Genomic DNA, 17,379 nt, shown 5'->3' with positions numbered 1-17,379 from the left:
CAGCCACATGAGGAAGGCGCCGCTCCCCAGAGACGGGGGAGCGGCGCCGGTGCGTTGTCGGCGGGTCGGGGCGTCGACAAGCCGGAAAACAGCGGACCCGCCGACGGGGCGGCGGGACAGATCAAAGTGCCTGGCTTAGAGGGCCTGGGACGCGGTGGAGCCGGTCTGCAGGGAGTGACGGCCGGCGGAGCCGCCCTCGGTGATGCGCAGGTGCTGGACGCGGGCCGGGTCGATGTTCAGGGCACGCAGCTGGCCGTCGGTCAGGTTGGTGTACGCGCCGGAGAGCGTCTTCTGGTCGTAGGCCCAGTCCGGCTCGACGTGACCGACCGGCTTGTTGTGGGAGGTCAGGGTGCGCACGGTGGACAGCTTCGGCTCGAAGGCGTGCAGGAGCAGGCCGATGACGAGCAGGCCGGTCAGCACCAGCAACCAGATGGTCTCGACGTGACCCTGGTGGTTGCCGAAGTGGAACGCGAGCATGATCAGCACGGACACCCAGCCGGCGATCTGGACGGCGGTGCGCGGCAGTGCGCTCCAGCCCCAGGCCGCGTTCGGGACGTCCGCGGTGGAGACGCCGTTGTAGACTTCGTGTTCCTTCTTGTGGGAGGTGGCCACGTCAAACTCCTTAGCACTTAGCGCTCGCGACACGGTCAGGGGCCCAGCCCGGAGCGGGCGGTAGGGCAGTCGCATCGATAGTTGTTACTCATCTTTACATACTCCGGGGTCCGATTCGGACTCTCCTCACCCCCTCAGGTTCAACCGGAAGATTGATTCATTGTCGCTCTACCAGGCATGCCACAATGTGGGAGTGACTGACACCACCGACACTTCCGCCGCCCCCACCCCCGCCACGCCCGTGCGCGTCCTGATCCTCGGTTCCACCGGGTCGATTGGCACGCAGGCGCTCGAGGTCATCGCCGACAACCCGGACCGCTTCCTTGTCGTCGGCATCGCCGCCGGCGGCTCCGACCCCGCGCTGGTGATCGAGCAGGCCCGGACACTCCGGCTGGCCCCGGCCCAGGTGGCCGTGGCCGGTGCCGCGGCCGCGGCCGAGGTGTCGGCGGCGCTCGGCGGGCTCGTCATCTCCGGCCCGGACGCAGCGCGGGAACTCGTCGAGGCCACTGAGACGGACACCGTCCTCAACGCGCTGGTCGGTTCCCTGGGCCTGGCGGCCACGCTGGCCACCATCGACAAGGGCGCCACCCTGGCGCTGGCCAATAAGGAATCCCTCGTCGCGGGCGGCGACCTGGTGATGGCGCGCGCGACGCCAGGCCAGATCGTCCCCGTCGATTCCGAGCACTCCGCGATGGCCCAGTGCCTGCGCTCCGGCGCCGCCGACGAGGTCGCCCGGCTGGTGCTCACCGCCTCCGGCGGGCCTTTCCGGGGTCGGACCCGCGAACAGATGTGGGACGTCACCCCGGCGCAGGCGGCACAGCACCCGACCTGGTCGATGGGCCAGATGAACACCCTGAACTCCGCCACGATGGTCAACAAGGGACTCGAGCTCATCGAGGCGAGTCTGCTCTTCGGCATGTCCCCGGCTCTCATCGACGTCACGGTCCACCCGCAGTCGATCATCCACTCGATGGTCACCTTCGTCGACGGGGGAACCATCGCCCAGGCCTCCCCGCCGTCGATGAAGTTGCCGATCGCCCACGCCCTGGCGTGGCCGCACCGGGTCCCGAAGGCCCAGCACGCGCTGGACTTCGCCGAGTCCATGTCCTGGACCTTTGAGCCGCTCGACGACGCCGCTTTCCCCGCCGTCCAGCTCGCCCGTGAGGTGGCCGCCGCCCGGGGGACGCGACCCGCGGTCTATAACGCGGCAAACGAGGAGGCCGCCGCCGCCTTCCTCGCCGGCCGGATCCGTTTCCCCCAGATCGTCGACGTGGTCGCCGAGGTCCTGTCCGGGGCCGGGGAGTTCGCGGGTGTACCCTCAAGCGTCGACGACATCCTGACGGTGGAGACCGAGGCCCGCGCCCGCGCCAACACGCTGATCGACGGCCTCGCCCGCTAGGGCAGGGTGGGTTAGGACAACAACTGGGGAGGAGTGCCGGTGGGCGCTTACCTGATCGGAGTGCTGCTTTTCGCGCTCGGCATCGCCATCACGATCGCGCTGCACGAGGCGGGCCACATGCTCACCGCCCGGGCCTTCGGGATGCGGGTGCGTCGCTTCTTCGTCGGCTTCGGCCCGAAGCTCTGGTCGGTAAAGAAGGGACACACCGAGTACGGCGTCGCCGCGGTTCCCTTCGGCGGCTACTGCGAGATCGCGGGCATGACGGCCCTGGACGAGGTGACCGAGGAGGAGGCCCCGCACGCGATGCGCACCAGGCCGGCCTGGCAGCGCATCCTCGTGCTCTCGGGGGGCGTGATCGTCAACTTCGCCCTCGGCCTGTCCATCATCTACGGCGTCGCCGTGGCCAGCGGTATCCCTGACCCGGACACGACCCCGGTCGTCGGTGAGACCGTCTGCAGCGCCGACCAGAACCCCGACGGCACCCTCGCCGAGTGCGTCGGCGCCGGCCCCGCCGCGGCGGCGGGCGTCCGACCGGGCGATCGCATCCTCGCCCTGGACGGTGAGCCGGTGGTGGACTTCCTCGACCTTCGTGACCGCGTCCAGGCCCGGCCCGGTGACACCGTCGTGCTGAGCGTGGAGCGTGACGGGGACGTGCGCAAGGTCGCCGTCGAGCTCGAGACCGTCATCCGCTACACCGAGTCCGGGGAGACGGTGGAGGCGGGTTCGGTGGGCCTGCAGTCCGCCAGCACGGTGCGGAAATTCGGTCCGCTGGAGGCGGTGCCGGCCACCTTCGCCTACACCGGTGAGCTGCTGCGGGCGACGGCCCGGGGCGTGATCGAGCTGCCCCTGAAGATTCCCTCGGTGGCCGCGGCCATCTTCGGCGCCGAGCGCGACCCGGAGGGGCCGATGAGCGTCGTGGGCGCCTCCCGGGTGGGCGGGGAGCTGGTCGAGGCCAGGCTGTGGCCGGCCTTCTTCATGATGCTCGCTTCCCTCAACTTCTTCCTCGGCCTCTTCAACCTGGTCCCGCTGCCGCCGCTCGACGGCGGCCACATCGCGGTGGTCATCTACGAGAGGATCCGTGACTTCTTCCGTCGCCTGCGGGGACTGGCCCCGGGCGGCCCCGCCAACTACGAGCGCCTCATGCCCCTGACGATGACGATGGTCTTCATGCTGATGACGGTCGGCGGTCTCGTGCTCGTCGCTGACGTGGTCAACCCGGTCCGACTTTTCGGTGGGTGAGGCCGACAGGTTCCGGTCCCTGGGGCGGGCCAAAAAGTCCCGAAATAACCGTCTTTTACCCGTGTTAATTCGGTGATAGGGTAGGCGGGTACCTCAGGCGGGCACGGGTCCGTGCGCCGGTGCCCGCCCACCCCCGCCGCCCACTAGAATGAGGCGGCAATGACGTTGTCCCGTCCCCGGCGCCCTCGGTGCCCCGGGGGCAGGGGGCGGCGACCATCGACACTCGTTCGTACAAAGGAGCTCCCATGGCAGAACCGATCGGACTAGGCCTTCCGGACGTCGCGCCGGTGATTGCGCCGCGCCGCAAGACCCGCCAGCTCATGGTCGGTAACGTCGGCGTCGGTTCTGACCACCAGGTCTCGGTGCAGTCGATGACCAACACCAAGACGCATGACATCAACTCGACGCTGCAGCAGATCGCCCAGCTGACCACCGCCGGCTGCGACATGGTCCGGGTGGCCGTGCCCAAGCCGGTGGACGCGGAGGCGCTGACCGCCATCGCGGCCAAGTCGCCGATCCCGGTCATCGCCGACATCCACTTCCAGCCCAAGTACATTTTCTCCGCCATCGACGCCGGCTGTGCCGCCGTGCGCGTGAACCCCGGCAACATCAAGGAGTTCGACGGCCGCGTCAAGGAGGTCGCCAAGGCGGCCGGGGACGCGGGCATCCCCATCCGGATCGGCGTCAACGGCGGCTCCCTGGACCAGCGCATCCTGGCCAAGTACAACGGCAAGGCCACCCCGGAGGCGCTGGTGGAGTCCGCCCTCTGGGAGGCCGGCCTGTTTGAGGAGCACGGCTACGGCGACATCGCCATCTCCGTCAAGCACTCCGACCCGGTCCTCATGGTCCAGGCCTACCAGCAGCTGGCGGAGCAGTGCGATTATCCGCTGCACCTCGGCGTCACCGAGGCGGGTCCGAAGTTCGCCGGCACGATCAAGTCCTCCGTCGCCTTCGGTGCGCTGCTCTCCCGCGGCATCGGCGACACCATCCGAGTGTCCCTGTCCGCCGACCCGGTCGAGGAGATCAAGGTCGGCGACCAGATCCTGCAGGCGCTGAACCTCCGTCAGCGCGGTTTCGAGATCGTCTCCTGCCCGTCCTGCGGCCGCGCCCAGGTCGACGTGTACAAGCTGGCCGACGAGGTCACCGCCGCATTCGAGGGCTTCGACGTCCCCCTGCGTGTGGCTGTCATGGGTTGCGTCGTCAACGGCCCGGGCGAGGCCCGCGACGCCGACCTCGGCGTCGCGTCCGGCAACGGCAAGGGCCAGATCTTCGTCAAGGGCGAGGTCATCAAGTCGGTCCCGGAAGCCAAGATCGTCGAGACCCTGCTCGAGGAGGCCGAGCGCATCATCGAGGAGGAGGGGCTGCAGCCGGTCAAGGGCGTCAAGGCGGATATCAAGGTCACCGGCTAGACGGTCCGACGTCGCCACGCAGGCGGTCCCCGATTGACGGGGGCCGCCTGCCCTCATTGGCGGTCCCGGAGTCCTGCGTGGCAGGGACGCGGCGTCGGCGAAGCCTGCTACCTTGCTATCCATGAAACGGGGTTCTGCGCTGCTCGCCGTCATTATGATGATGGCTGGACTCGTCGTCGCCTGCACCCCCAAGCCGGTCCAGGCCGGACCGGTGGCCGAGAGCTTCCTCGCGGCCTTCGCCGCCCGCGACGCTGACGCGATGACCGGGCTCGTCGATGATCCCGCCGCCGCCCGGGCGGTCATCGATCAGACCTGGGAAGGTCTGCAGGCGGAGTCCCTGGAGATTTCCGAGCCGGAGATCACCCAGGAGGAGAACCTGGCCACCGCCAGCTACGACGTCGTCTGGCGCCTGCCGCGCGACCGGGAGCTGAGCTACCGCACCCGGCTGATGCTCACGCAGACGGGCGGGGAGTGGACGGTGCGCTGGCAGCCGACGTTGGTTCACCCGCAGCTCGGCGCCAACCAGCATCTGGAGCTGCGCGCCGTGATCCCCGAGAAGGCCTCCGTCGTGTCCTCGGACGGGGCGGAGCTGATGAGGCCCGGGGTGGTGCACCGCCTCCTGGTCGACACGGACGCGCTGGACGACGCCGACGCCACCGCCCGCGCCATCAGCGCAGCCCTGGCCCGCGCCCGCCGCGACGATGAGACAGTCCGGACGCTCGATGCGCGGCAGCTGGCGGAGTCCCTGACCGGGGCGACGGGGCGGTTCTCGGTGACCACCATCGACTCCCGCCAGGCGGCGGGGGTGGCGGCGGAGCTGGCGGGACGCCCGGAGGTCATCCTCAACGAGGAGGCCGCGATGATCACCACCGACCCCGGTTTCGCCCCGGATCTCATGGCGCGCGTCGCCCCGCTGGTCGCGGACCGGCTGGACGGCACCGCCGGCTGGCAGGTGGCGATCGTCAACAGTGACCGCGCCGCCCTGGGGACCGTCGCCTACACCGCCCCGGAACCGGCGGCCGCCATTCACGTGTCCCTCGACCGCTCGGCACAGCTGGCGGCGGAGGAGGCCATGGACGGCCTGCCCGAGGGCGCGCAGGGCATGCTCGTGGCCATGCGCCCCTCCACCGGCGAGATCCTCGCCGTCGCCCAGACCAGGGCCGCCGACGCCGAGGGCAACCTCGCGCTGATGGGGCAGTACCCGCCGGGCTCAATCTTCAAGATCGTCACCGCGGCCGCCGGCGTCCAGCTCCAGGGCATGCGCACCACCGACGTCGTCGGCTGCCCGGGCACCCAGAACATCTTCGGCCGTGTCGTCACCAACTACCAGGGCTTCTCCTTGGGAAACACCCCCTTCGAGAACGCCTTCGCCCAGTCCTGCAACACCACCTTCGCGGACATGTCCACGCGCCTGGAGCCTGGCCAGCTCAAGGAGATGGGCAAGGCCATGGGGCTCGGCATCGACTACGCCATTCCGGGCCTGGACACGATGACCGGTTCCATCCCCGTCGGCGAGACCCCGCTCGAGCGCACCGAGGCCGGCTACGGTCAGGGCCACGACCTGGCCAGCCCCTTCGGATTCACCATCGTCTCCTCCACCGTCGCCGCCGGGCAGCGCCCGACCCCGTACCTCATCGAGGGGGAGACAACGACCGCCAGCGAGACCCCCGAGGGCCCCTCCCCGGAGGCGATCGACCAGGTGCGCCAGATGATGCGGGCCGTGGTCACCTCCGGCACCGCCCGGGGGATGACCGCGGTCGGCGAGATCCACGGCAAGACCGGTGAGGCTGAGGTCAACGACGGCTCGCACGCCTGGTTCACCGGCTACCGCGACGACCTCGCCTTCACCACGCTGGTCGTCTACGGTGGCGGCTCGACGATCTCCGTCCTGGCCACCGACCGCTTCCTCAACCGTCTCGACGAGCTCAAGGCCGGGCCGGAGCAGGCCCCGCCGCCCGGGCCGGAGTCTGAGCCCTCGACGCCCTAGAAGCCCGACGACCCGCCGGCGCCGGAGAAGCCCGAGCTGAACGACGAGTTGGTGGAGCTGGACTGGGCGGCCTGCTGAGCCTGCAGGTTCGTAGCGTGCCAGGAACTCATCACCCAGAACGGGACGAAATCGTGGTAGCCGTAGCCCGGCCGCCAGTCGCGGTCGTAGATCCGCGGAGCCTCCAGCGCGGTCGTCTTGTCCGACTTGAGGTCGCTGAACTCCTGGCGCCCGAGCTCGGCCAGGGCGGTGCGGTAGTCGGCCAGCAGGACGACGAACTCACCGAGAAAGCGCCGATCCCCGGTTCGCCGGGCCAGCTCATCCGCCCGGTCCCGGAGCCCGCCCAGTTCGCGGTAGAGGCCCGAGCGGGTGTCCTCGAGGCTGACCTGCGCGGCGACGACGTCATCGCGCAGCCCCTGCAGCTCGCTGCGGCGGACGGTGTCGTCACCGTGTTCGAGGCGGAAAAGCGTGTCGATGTTCTCCTCCGCGTAGCTGATCTGGCGGGTGATGACCGCCGCCTCGGTGATCTCCCGCGACTTCGCCAGGAAGGCCCTGTCGCCGGAGGACATGTGGAGCTCGCCGAACTTGTCGACGCCCGCATGGATCTCGAGGAAGCGGCCCCGGACCTCCTCCCACTGCTTGCGCATGGTGGCGTTCGCGAAAGGGCTGGTCAGGGAGTGCGCCCGCACGTCGATCTGGTCGAGGCGGCCGGCCAACTGGCCGTATTCCTTGCTGACGATGTCCATCTCCGCCCGGGCCTGGGCGAGTCTGCGGCTGCGGTGGCGTCGATAAGCGCCCGCGCCGCCCACCCCGGCCAGGGCGAGGGCGGCGGCGCCGACGCCGCCGCCGACGATGCCGCCGGCCCGGGAGGCCTGAGCGCTTTCGTAGGCGGACTGACCGAGCTTGTCGACGTCGGTGGCGGCGTCCGCCCCTGCGAAGAGCCCGCCCGGGATGTTGCCGTCGCGCACGCCCGGCTGGATGGCGGTGACCGCCTCATCGAGGTGGCGGCCCGACCACAGCTGCAGGGCGTCGGCGACGTCATTGCCGGCGAAGACGAAGGACTGGCGCGGGTCGAGGCCGACGCCGACGATGAGCACGCCGTCGGCGAAGTAGTCGTCCCCGATGAGCTCGGGTCGGTTGTCGCGAAGGTAGTTCTCGACGGTGTCGTTGACGTTCTCGTCATTGTCGGCGAACACGATGTAGTGCAGCTGTTCGACGACGGCCGGGGCGTCGATCCGCTCGGCGTCGCGCAGGACCCGCGCCTCGTCCTCCGGGCTCAGGACGCCGTGCGGGTTGTGGACCTCCACGAGCAGCTGCTCGGAGGGCGCGAGCGCCCCGGTCCGGCTGAGGGCGTAGTCCGCCGGCTGGGGGACCGGGGTGCTGGCTGCGACGCCGAGGCCGACGCCGGCCCCGGCCAGGGCGGCCGCCCCGATGGAGGCGAGGACGATGCTGGCCGGACGCGGGCGGGCGGACCTGGTGACCTCGGCGGACTCGTCCTCGGTCAGGGCGGTGTTCTTCGTGTCCTCGCTCATGACCGCGATCTTACGTCGGCACGCGGGCGCGGTCGCGGGAAACGGGAAGAGCGGTTCCGGAGCCTAGAACTTCAGGAAGTCCCGGAGGCCCTGCTGGAACCCGGGGAGGGCGAGGACGGCGAGGACACCGGCGATGGCGCTGGCCAGGACGGCCACCAGGCCCGTGCCGGCGGAGGAACCCGCCTCGGCAGACAGCCCGTTCCCGGCGACGTCGGCTGGGGTCTCGGCCCGGACGGTCAGCCACTGCTCGGGGGCCAGTGCGCCGTGCACGATGCGGGTTTCTCCGATGGAGCCGTACCACGGGTTAGCGGGGTCGCCCTCCCACATGTTGGCGCCGATCAGCCACGGATCGTTGGCTGTGGCCAGGCCCTCGGCGTCGATGACGTCCCGCAGGATCGGCGCGCCGTTGACGAACATCTCGACGGTGTCGCTGGCCGGATCGTTGACGATGGCGACGTGCAGCCATTCGTCGCGGGGAACCTCGTGGGACCAGTTGGAGGTGCCGGTGGTCCGGCCTTCCGTGGCCACGGCGGTCCACTGCAGTTCGCGGAGGCTGGAGACGGCGAGCGCGGCCGGCGGCTCCTCACCCTCCGGCATGTCGGCGGCGATCTCGCCGCGCTGGCCCTGGCGGGAGACCGCACCCATCCAGTTGTTGTCCCCGTCGAACTCCGCGCCGATTTTGACGAAGGTCTCGAAGGTGTAGCCCTCCTCGAAGGTCTCGGTGTTGGCGGCCGCGTCGGCGGCGGTCTCGAACCAGTTGAGGGAGGAGGAGTCGCCGTCCTGGTTGGCCCACACCAGCGAGCCCGTGTCCGAGGAGAGCTCATGGGTGTCGGAGGAGTAGGTCACGTCGCTCTCCAGGGAGCCGGAGGCGCCCCGGGTGTTGAGCTCGGCGCGCGTCATGTCGTTGCCGTTGCCGGAGATGTCCGGGATGAGCGAACCGACCGGGGCGGCCTGACCGTCGAGCAGCTGGACGCCGTCGACGCTCGTGGCGCCCGGGCGCCAGTGGGCGACGGTCTCGTCGACCCGCGGGAAATCCGCGGTGCCGGAGGGACGGTCGCTCTCGGCGATGACCGGTGCGACGTAGCCTTCGGACACGATGGCCTTGGCCAGCTCGGAGTAGTCCGGATCGTCGGCCTCGCCGGCGGTGAAGTCCGGGGCGAATCCGGAGAATCGCTCGGTGAAGTTGAGGTCGACGGACCAGTCGTCCGGCGCGTCCGGAAGAATCAGGTCGTCGAACTGGTTGAGGGTCTCCGCCGGCTTCTCGGCCACCCACGGCGACAGCGCGGTCATGCCGAGGGTGTTGTTGCTCAGGTCGAACTCGAGCAGGCCCAGCAGGCCGTTGCCGCCCTGGTAGGCCATCTGGTAGTCCTGCAGCACGAGGACGACGTCGTTGCCCGCGTCGTTCTTCATCACCGTGTGGCCGGCGCCGTGGTGGTGGCCGCCCATGGTCAGGAAGATCTGGTCGTTGGCCGAGATGAAGTTCTCCCACAGGTCCTGGCCGTAGGCGGTGGACAGGAAGACGTCGCCGTTGCCGTCGATGTCGAGGATCTCGTGGCTGGTGAGGATGACCGGCAGCTCCGGGTGGGCGTCGATGACGGACTGTGCCCAGGTCAGCGCGTCGGCGTCGGCTCGCCACGCCAGCGCCAGGACCAGGTACTCCTGGCCCTCGGCCTCGAAGATGTGGTACTCCGACTCGTTGTTTTCCGCGTCGTAACGCGCCCCGAAGGTCTCGTTGCCGGCCGCCCGGGACGCGGGGAAGTGACGGGAGAACTGCGTGCCCGCTTCGGTGACGGCCTTGTCGTGGTTGCCCGGGAGAATCGAGTAGTTCAGACCGTTCTCCTCGAGTACCGCCATCGCCTCGTCGGCGACGGCCCACTCCCCGTCAATGCCGGGCTGGTCGACGACGTCACCGAGGTGGGTGACGAAAGGCATGTTGAGGGACTCGTCGTGGGCGGCGAGCCAGCGGGTCTGGGCGAGGAAGGGCTCGGAGCCGTAACGGGCCTGGAACAGGTCCCCGGTCTCGGCGGTGCCGTAGCGTGAGTAGAACTGCGTGTCCGGGAGGACGCCCACGGTGAAACGGGAGGCCGGCTCCGTGCTCGGGGCGGTCTGGGCGGTCGCGGGGACCGTGATGATGCCGGTGAGGGCGGCCGCGGCCACGGACAGGGTGAGCCAGGGGCGGAAGGAGGTCATGGGAGCCACTTTCAGGGTGAAGACGAATGAAACATGTGACCAATAAGTCAACTTCCGGGATGCTAAACGGGGCAGGGGAACGGAGGGATAACCCTGGATAAACTCTGGGTAAACCTTGGTAGCACTCTGTATCGCGTCGGAGCGACGCCCTCATCTCAACCCGGGCGTTGAGTTGCGCCGCAGCCCTCGGACTACCATGGCTGGCATGACTGAACGCGCAATGCTTACCCCTGGCACCCCGATCCCCGCTCCCGCCGTACCCGACCACATCGAGCGGCCGGAATACGTGTGGAAGGATTCGGTCCGGGAAAACGTCGGCGAGCCGGTGATTCAGACGCCGGAGACCATCGAGAAGATGCGCGAGGCCTCCAAGATCGCCGCCAATGCGCTGGCGCTGGCCGGGGCGGCGGTCGAGCCGGGCAAGACCACCGACGAGATTGACCGCATCGCCCACGAGTACATGTGTGACCACGGCGCCTACCCCTCGACGCTCGGTTACCGCGGCTACACCCGTTCCTCCTGTATTTCCCTCAACGAAATCGTGTGCCATGGCATCCCGGACTCGACGGTGATCCAGGACGGTGACATCGTCAACATCGACGTCACCGCCTTCAAGAACGGCGTCCACGGCGACACCAACGCGACCTTCCTGGCGGGAAACGTCTCCGAGGAGCACCGTCTGCTGGTCGAACGCACCCACGAGGCGATGATGCGCGGCATCAAGGTCGCCAAGGCCGGTCGCCGGATCAATGTCATCGGCCGCGTCATTGAGGCGTACGCGAAACGCTTCGGTTACAACACCGTCCGCGACTTCACCGGTCACGGCGTCGGCCCGACCTTCCACAACGGGCTGGTCGTCCTGCACTACGACTCCGACGCCTACACCGACGTCCTCGAGCCCGGCATGACCCTGACCGTCGAGCCGATGATCAACCTGGGGGAGCTGCCGTACCGCGTCTGGGACGACGGCTGGACCGTCCAGAACCTGGACGGCAAGTTCACCGCGCAGTTCGAGCACACGCTGGTCATCACCGAGGACGGCGCCCCGGAAATTCTCACCCTGCCGGACGAGAACATCGTCTAGTCGACGCCCCCCGGCGCGGGAAAGTCTCTGCCGCCCCGGCCGTATCGTGGACGGCCGGGGCGGCAGAGATGAGAGTGTCACCCGGCGGTGCCACGTGCTGTGACTGCGCCGCCGGGAACTCCGGTTCTAGCGGGGGAGGAGGCCGGTGTACTTGCCCAGGTTGACGGCGCCGATGATGGCGCCGAGGATCGAACCGATGATGGCGACGATGGTGCCGTCCTTCCAGTTCTCCGCCCATGCCGGGCCCTCGGCCTGGGTCTCGCCGAACATGTCGGTGCCGTAGGCCAGGTTCTCATTCTCGACGACCGGGTTACCCTCGTCGTCGTACTGCCAGGCATCCTGGTCGTGGCCGATGGCGGAGAGGGAGGAGCCGCCGGCGGAGGAGCTGAGGTTGGAGCTGGTCGTCTCCTGGGTGCCGGTCTCGACGTCGGTGTCCTGGGCCGTGGCCACGGAGGTGCCGGCCAGTCCGACGGTGAGGGCGGTGGCTGCGGCGACTGTAGCGGTGCGGACGTTGCGCATGGGAAATCCTTCTTTCAGAGCTGTGGGTGCTTGAGACGGGACCGGGAACTACTGGCCGTGGACGATGTAGTTGTGGATCGGGCCGACGACCAGGCCGATGAGCGAGGCGATGGAGCCCAGGATGGAACCGGCGTAGAGCAGCTGTGCCCAGCGCGGCTGATCGCCGAAGCCCTCCTTGGAGGAGCCGAAGATGGCGGTGCCGTTGGCCGGCTCCTCGCCCTCGAGGGAGGAACCGGTGTTGATGTCGGAGGACAGGGACGGGGTGTAGCCCTCTTCCGGAGCCTCAGCCTGGGGGCCCTCAACCTCGCCCGCAAGTTCAGCGTCTCCAGACGCGGGGGCGTCCCCGCTGAGGGTCACCTCAGCGCCGGCCTCGGCGTCGAGCGTCGGATCCTGGGCGGAGGCGATGGTGGTGCCACCGAAGGCGACGGCCAGGGCGGTTGCGCCGGCGATGGCGGAGTTTCGGATGGAGCGCATGTGAGAGTCCTTTGTGATTAGTCGAGACTAAGCGTTCGGGGAACGCCCTTGTGCGTTCGCAGGCGGGGGCGGGTTCCGCCACCTGCGCGGACACTCAGCCCCCAAAAATAGGGGCTAGGCCAGTGTCGCCACGAATAATAGCGCCCCCAGAGGCGGCCCGCAGCCCGCGGCATTAGATCCGGCGCATGGAAGGGGCCCGGTCGACGGAGTCCCCGCTGACCCGCACCACGGTAGGACCTGAGGTTTTGCTGGCAGACTGGGTGCGCGGCACAGCCTTGTCCGGTGAAAGTGGCATAGAGAATAAATTTATTTGCCAGCTTTCCCAGGGGCGCGTCCCCGTCGTCCAGCCCGGGCGCCCGGCCAGGCGCACCCGCCGGTAACGCCCCACGAGCCCGGCGGCGCGGCGGGGCTGCGCAGCGCTCACCCGGGATCGGCGACGCCCCGGTACCGGACCTTTACAGGTGTCCGGGACCGGGGCGTCATCCGGTGGGGCTAGTCGTTGAACTCGAGGCCCAGCAGGGCGTTCTCCGTGACCTCCGGCAGTGCCGGGTGAATCCAGTACTGCTTGGTCGCCACATCACGAACGTCCAGGTCGAACGCCATGACCGTGATCATCTGCTGAATCAGGGTGGCGGCCTGCGGACCCATGTAGTGGGCGCCGAGCAGCTTGCCGGTGTCCCTGTCCGCGATGAGTTTGACGATCCCGGTGGTGTCCTCCATGGCCCAGCCGTAGGCGACGTCGCCGTAGTTCTGGACCTTGACCGTCACGTCGTGGCCGGCGGTGCGGGCCTCCTCCTCGGTCATTCCGACGGTGGCGATCTGCGGATGGGTGAACACGGCGCTGGGGACATGCTCGTGCGGCAGCGGCCGAAGGTCCTCCGGGTGGGCGATGTTGTGGTGGACGACGCGGTTCTCCGCGTTGGCGACATGCTTGAGCATGTAGGGGGAGGAGACGTCGCCCAGGGCCCAGACGCCCTCCACGCTGGTGCGGCCGTACTCGTCGACACGGATTCGGCCGTCGCCGTGGGTCTCGATCCCGGCCGCCTCGAGGTTCATCTGGTCGCCATTGGGGATACGGCCGGTGGCCACCAGCAGGGTCTCCGCCTCGACGACGGTGCCGTCATCCAGGGTGAGTCGCACGCCGTTCGCGTCGCCGGTGGCGCCGGTGACGAGATGGCCGATGCGGGCGTCGAAACGCTCGCTGACCAGCTCGTTGAAACGTACGGAGAGGTCTGGATCGAGGGTGCGCATCAGCGGGGATCGGTTGACGACGGTGACCTTGGTGCCGAGTGCCTCGAAGACATGGGCAAACTCCATGGCGATGTAGCCGCCGCCGACGATGACGATGCTCTCCGGCTGTTTCGCCAGGCGCATGATGTCCTCGTTGGTGCGGTACGGGACGCCGGACTTTGCGATGGTGCTGGGGATATATGGCCGGGAGCCGGTGGCGATGATGATGGTGTCGCCGGAGATGATCTTCTCCGTCGGGCCCTGGCCGGTCCTGATCGTCTTCGGGCCGACGAAGGTGGCGTGCTGGTCGTAAACGTCGATGTTGGGGGTCTCGGAGCCACGTCGATAGGCCTCGCCACCGGCGGCGATGGGATCGATGCGGTGGGTGAAGACCCGGTCGACGATGGCCGGCCAGTCGGCGCCGCGGTAATCGGTTTCGATGTTCAGGTGCGAGGAGTCGCGGGCGGCCAGCGCCCGGTCGGCGGCGTAGACGTACATCTTGGTCGGGATGCAGCCGACGTTGAGGCAGGTGCCCCCGAACACGCCCTTCTCCACGAGGGCGATGGAGGCCTCGTCGAGTTCGGGAGAGGGGATGGAGTTGCCGGAACCGGAACCGATGATGATGTATTCGTAGTGGGCGTCTACGGCGGGGGCCTGCTGGGGGTCGGTCACGGCTGCGGTGCTCCTAGTTGTAGGGGATCAATCGGGGGACAACTGTCACCATGGGCAACATTGGGGACATGACAAGTATTCCTCACGGGCCGGCGTCGGCTGCTCAGGGGGTGGGCAGGACCGCGGTGAGCCAGTCCCGGGTGACGTTGAAGGCCTCGTCGCGGGCGCGGGGCAGGGAGAGGAAGACGTCGTGGCGGGCGCCGGCGATGGAGGCGACCGTCACCTGCGAGCCCAGGTTGGGGGCCCAGCGTCTGATCTGTTCCACATCCAGGACGGTGTCCGCGGTGTCGAAGGCCGGGGAGTAGGTCTTGCGGCCCAGGTGGGAATTGGCTGAACACAGCGTCAGCACCGGGACCCCCACGTCGAGGCCGCCGGTGTGCACCTCCCGGTGCCCCGAAAGCACGGCCGCCAGCCAGGCCAGGTACTTCGGGTGGCCGCCGAGCGGCTTCATCCTCGTGTCGAAATCCCACTCGCCGTGCGTGCTGACATGGATGGAGGAGCCGTAGGTGCCCAGGTTGCCACCCGGAAGACGGACGCCGGGCAACCGCGGGCCGAGCAGGTTGGCGGCAGGGCGGAGCAGCCGCACCAGCCACCGGGGATACTGCATGTCGAGCCACGGGGAGTTCAGGATCGCGCCGGGAATCAGGCGGTGCAGCTCCGGGTCGCTGCGGCGCAGATGGTCGAGCCAGAGGGCGACGATGAGGCCCCCCGTGGAGTGGGCGATGGGGATGACGCCGGGGTGGCCTTCGCGCCCCAGCATGCGCGTGGCCGTGGTGAGGTCGGGGAAGTAGTGGGTCAGGTCGGGGGCGTAGTGCCAGCGTTGGCCCTCCTGCCGGGCGCGGCCGCATTTGCGCAGGTCAAGACCGTAGAAGGCGAAGCCCTGGTCGTGGAAGTGCCGGGCGACATGCTCCTGGAAGAAGTAGTCGGTCATGCCGGGGACCCACAGCAGCGCGGGCCGGCGCGACCACTGGGCACCAGCGCCGGCGGGTCGGTAGCGCACCAGGGTGGCCACGGCCTGCCCCTCGCCGTCAAGGTCGGGCCCCAGCTGGAGGTCGGCGGCCTCGAATCCCGCGCCGAGGATGTCCGGTCGCCAGGGCAGGGGGTCGGGCTGTCGGGGGGCTGCGGGGTCTGTCGTCATGGTTTAGCAGTCTAATGGCGACCTGAATGTTCACGCAGAGGGCTATTTGTCGTACCAATAGGTCTCAGATGGCCCGAATGGGGGGAATATTCCCACATCTTCCTGGCGGTCGACGGGATCAAATGTCACCCCCCGGGGCTGTCGGCGTAGGCTGAGGACACATCGTCCGTGCCCCGCAGCCGACGTCGTCGGCCCGCGGGATGTGGACATGCAAGGACACCGGGCATCGAAGGGCACAGCGGTCATGCCACCCACGGCCGCGTGTGCATCGGTGTGCCCGGAACTGGCGACCGTTGAGACGACATTGAGGTAGAAACAGTGGCACCACACCAGAACCCTGACAAATTCGTGGATGAAGTTGACGTCGCGCTGGTAGGTGCCGGCGTCATGAGCGCCACGCTCGGCGCGCTTCTGCGCGAGCTGGAGCCCAGCTGGACCCAGATCATGTTCGAGCGCCTCGACGGGCCCGCCCAGGAGTCCTCTTCGCCGTGGAATAACGCAGGCACCGGCCACTCCGCTCTGTGCGAGCTGAACTACACCCCGGAGACCAACGACGTCATCAACCCGTCGAAGGCCTTCAGCATCAACGAGAAGTTCCAGATCTCCCGTCAGTTCTGGGCGCACCAGACCGACACCGGTGTCCTGGGCGATCCGCGCGAGTGGATCAACCCGATCGACCACGTCTCCCTGGGGCAGGGCCTTGATCAGGTCGGCTACATCCGTCGCCGCTACGAGCTGCTGAGCAAGTCCCATCTCTTCCCGCAGATGGAGTACACCGACGACGAGCAGGTCTTCGCCGAGAAGTTGCCGCTGATGGCCAAGGACCGCGACTTCTCCGAGAAGGTCGCCATCTCCTGGACCCCGGTCGGCACCGACATCAACTTCGGGGCCCTGACCGATCAGTTCGTCACCGGCGCCAAGGCCTCCGGCACCGAGATCCGCTACGGCCACGACGTCATCGACATCACCCGTGACGGCAACGCCTGGCGGGTACGCACCAAGAACGTCCACACCGGCGACATCCAGACCGTCCGGGCGAAGTTCGTCTTCGTCGGCGCCGGAGGCTACGCCCTCGACCTGCTGCGTTCCGCGGGCGTTCCGCAGGTCAAGGGCTTCGCGGGCTTCCCAGTCTCCGGTCTGTGGCTGCGCGCCAAGAACCCGGAGCTCATCGAGCAGCACGACGCCAAGGTCTACGGCAAGGCCAAGGTCGGCGCCCCGCCCATGTCCGTCCCGCACCTGGACACCCGCGTCATCGACGGCCAGAAGGGCCTGCTCTTCGGTCCCTACGGCGGCTGGACCCCGAAGTTCCTCAAGTCCGGCTCCTACCTGGATCTGTTCAAGTCCATCCGTCCGGACAACATCCCCTCCTACCTGGGTGTGGCCGTCAAGGAGTTCGGCCTGACCAAGTACCTGATCGAGGAGGTCCTGAAGAACTTCGACGCCCGCGTCGACGCCCTGCGCGAGTACGTCCCGTCCGCTGAGGGTGACGACTGGGAGACCGTCATCGCCGGTCAGCGAGTCCAGGTCATCAAGCCCGCCGGCTTCCCGAAGGGCGGCACCCTGGAGTTCGGCACCACCCTGATCAACAACTCCGAGGGCACCATCGCCGGCCTGCTCGGCGCCTCCCCGGGCGCCTCCATCGCGCCGGCCGCGATGCTGGAGGTCCTGGAACGCTGCTTCGGCCACCGCATGATCGAGTGGGGCCCCAAGATCGAGGAGATGTTCCCGTCCTACGGCCGTCTCCTGGCTGATGACGAGGCTCTCTACGACGAGCAGTGGGAGCACACCCAGAAGGCTCTCAAGCTGGAGCGCTAGACACCGGCCCGCACGCCCCCCGCCCACGGCGCAGGGGGCGTTTCGCGTTGCCGGGCAGGCCCCTGTCGGAGTGCGTCCGCCC

General features: G+C 68.6%; 13 protein-coding genes. 6 read left to right on the top strand and 7 right to left on the bottom strand.

All coding sequences use genetic code 11. The features are described from left to right. Nucleotides 1-135: 135 nt before the first annotated feature. Nucleotides 136-612, bottom strand: coding sequence for a DUF2631 domain-containing protein (locus CGUA_RS08005; protein ID WP_290194518.1), 477 nt, complete (start codon nt 610-612; stop codon nt 136-138). Between the two features lie 241 nt (nt 613-853). Here CGUA_RS08005 and dxr point away from each other — a divergent pair, with 241 nt between their 5' ends. The 4 genes from dxr (at nt 854) to CGUA_RS07985 (ending at nt 6,646) form a co-directional block, all read left to right on the top strand. Beyond that, nucleotides 854-2,011 carry a 1-deoxy-D-xylulose-5-phosphate reductoisomerase gene (gene dxr, locus CGUA_RS08000; RefSeq protein WP_290198347.1) on the top strand — a complete coding sequence of 386 codons (1,158 nt, stop codon included), beginning with the start codon at nt 854-856 and terminating at the stop codon, nt 2,009-2,011. A 39-nt stretch (nt 2,012-2,050) separates the two neighbouring features. Continuing rightward, nucleotides 2,051-3,250 (top strand): M50 family metallopeptidase, encoded by a 1,200-nt coding sequence (locus tag CGUA_RS07995; RefSeq protein ID WP_290194515.1) that lies wholly within the window; start codon nt 2,051-2,053, stop codon nt 3,248-3,250. 245 nt (nt 3,251-3,495) lie between these two features. Next, nucleotides 3,496-4,659: a flavodoxin-dependent (E)-4-hydroxy-3-methylbut-2-enyl-diphosphate synthase gene (gene ispG / locus CGUA_RS07990; RefSeq protein WP_290194513.1), complete on the top strand. Its 1,164-nt coding sequence runs from the start codon at nt 3,496-3,498 to the stop codon at nt 4,657-4,659. Nucleotides 4,660-4,780: 121 nt separating this feature from the next. Then, nucleotides 4,781-6,646, top strand: a complete 1,866-nt coding sequence (locus CGUA_RS07985; RefSeq protein ID WP_290194511.1) for a penicillin-binding transpeptidase domain-containing protein — start codon at nt 4,781-4,783, stop codon at nt 6,644-6,646. Here CGUA_RS07985 and CGUA_RS07980 read toward each other — a convergent pair. After that, a complete protein-coding gene (locus CGUA_RS07980; protein ID WP_290194509.1) occupies nt 6,643-8,175 on the bottom strand; it encodes a DUF5129 domain-containing protein in 1,533 nt (510 codons plus the stop codon). The genes CGUA_RS07985 and CGUA_RS07980 overlap by 4 nt on opposite strands. A gap of 63 nt (nt 8,176-8,238) precedes the next feature. Beyond that, nucleotides 8,239-10,365: a LamG-like jellyroll fold domain-containing protein gene (locus CGUA_RS07975; RefSeq protein ID WP_290194507.1), complete on the bottom strand. Its 2,127-nt coding sequence runs from the start codon at nt 10,363-10,365 to the stop codon at nt 8,239-8,241. A 205-nt stretch (nt 10,366-10,570) separates the two neighbouring features. On the opposite strand from CGUA_RS07975, the gene map reads away from it, so the two are divergent. Beyond that, entirely contained in the window at nt 10,571-11,449 is an 879-nt protein-coding gene (gene map / locus CGUA_RS07970) for a type I methionyl aminopeptidase (RefSeq protein ID WP_290194505.1), read from the top strand. A 126-nt stretch (nt 11,450-11,575) separates the two neighbouring features. Here the strand turns inward: map and CGUA_RS07965 are convergent, their stop codons facing one another. The 4 genes from CGUA_RS07965 to CGUA_RS07950 form a co-directional block, all read right to left on the bottom strand. Beyond that, a complete protein-coding gene (locus CGUA_RS07965; RefSeq protein WP_290194503.1) occupies nt 11,576-11,968 on the bottom strand; it encodes a hypothetical protein in 393 nt (130 codons plus the stop codon). 48 nt (nt 11,969-12,016) lie between these two features. Further along, nucleotides 12,017-12,442 (bottom strand): hypothetical protein, encoded by a 426-nt coding sequence (locus tag CGUA_RS07960; protein WP_290194501.1) that lies wholly within the window; start codon nt 12,440-12,442, stop codon nt 12,017-12,019. A gap of 492 nt (nt 12,443-12,934) precedes the next feature. Further along, nucleotides 12,935-14,344: a mycothione reductase gene (gene mtr, locus CGUA_RS07955; RefSeq protein WP_290194498.1), complete on the bottom strand. Its 1,410-nt coding sequence runs from the start codon at nt 14,342-14,344 to the stop codon at nt 12,935-12,937. A gap of 103 nt (nt 14,345-14,447) precedes the next feature. Then, on the bottom strand, nt 14,448-15,482 hold the full coding sequence (locus tag CGUA_RS07950; protein WP_290194496.1) for an alpha/beta hydrolase: 1,035 nt from the start codon (nt 15,480-15,482) through the stop codon (nt 14,448-14,450). Nucleotides 15,483-15,800: 318 nt separating this feature from the next. Between CGUA_RS07950 and mqo the strand changes: the two genes are divergently transcribed. Further along, a complete protein-coding gene (mqo, locus tag CGUA_RS07945; RefSeq protein ID WP_290194493.1) occupies nt 15,801-17,297 on the top strand; it encodes a malate dehydrogenase (quinone) in 1,497 nt (498 codons plus the stop codon). The last annotated feature ends 82 nt before the right edge of the window (nt 17,298-17,379 follow it).

The organism is Corynebacterium guangdongense (genome assembly GCF_030408915.1).
Classification (GTDB): Bacteria; Actinomycetota; Actinomycetes; order Mycobacteriales; family Mycobacteriaceae; genus Corynebacterium; species Corynebacterium guangdongense.
Note: the sequence above shows the minus strand (reverse complement) of the source record. Positions and strands in the feature narration are given on the sequence as shown.

Excerpts from the sequence above, each read along its gene's own strand:
- ispG (WP_290194513.1), top strand. The coding sequence starts at position 3,496 with ATGGCAGAACCGATCGGACTAGGCCTTCCGGACGTCGCGCCGGTGATT.
- CGUA_RS07950 (WP_290194496.1), bottom strand. The coding sequence starts at position 15,482 with ATGACGACAGACCCCGCAGCCCCCCGACAGCCCGACCCCCTGCCCTGG.
- CGUA_RS07980 (WP_290194509.1), bottom strand. The coding sequence starts at position 8,175 with ATGAGCGAGGACACGAAGAACACCGCCCTGACCGAGGACGAGTCCGCC.
- CGUA_RS07960 (WP_290194501.1), bottom strand. The coding sequence starts at position 12,442 with ATGCGCTCCATCCGAAACTCCGCCATCGCCGGCGCAACCGCCCTGGCC.
- CGUA_RS07985 (WP_290194511.1), top strand. The coding sequence starts at position 4,781 with ATGAAACGGGGTTCTGCGCTGCTCGCCGTCATTATGATGATGGCTGGA.
- CGUA_RS07975 (WP_290194507.1), bottom strand. The coding sequence starts at position 10,365 with ATGACCTCCTTCCGCCCCTGGCTCACCCTGTCCGTGGCCGCGGCCGCC.
- CGUA_RS07965 (WP_290194503.1), bottom strand. The coding sequence starts at position 11,968 with ATGCGCAACGTCCGCACCGCTACAGTCGCCGCAGCCACCGCCCTCACC.
- map (WP_290194505.1), top strand. The coding sequence starts at position 10,571 with ATGACTGAACGCGCAATGCTTACCCCTGGCACCCCGATCCCCGCTCCC.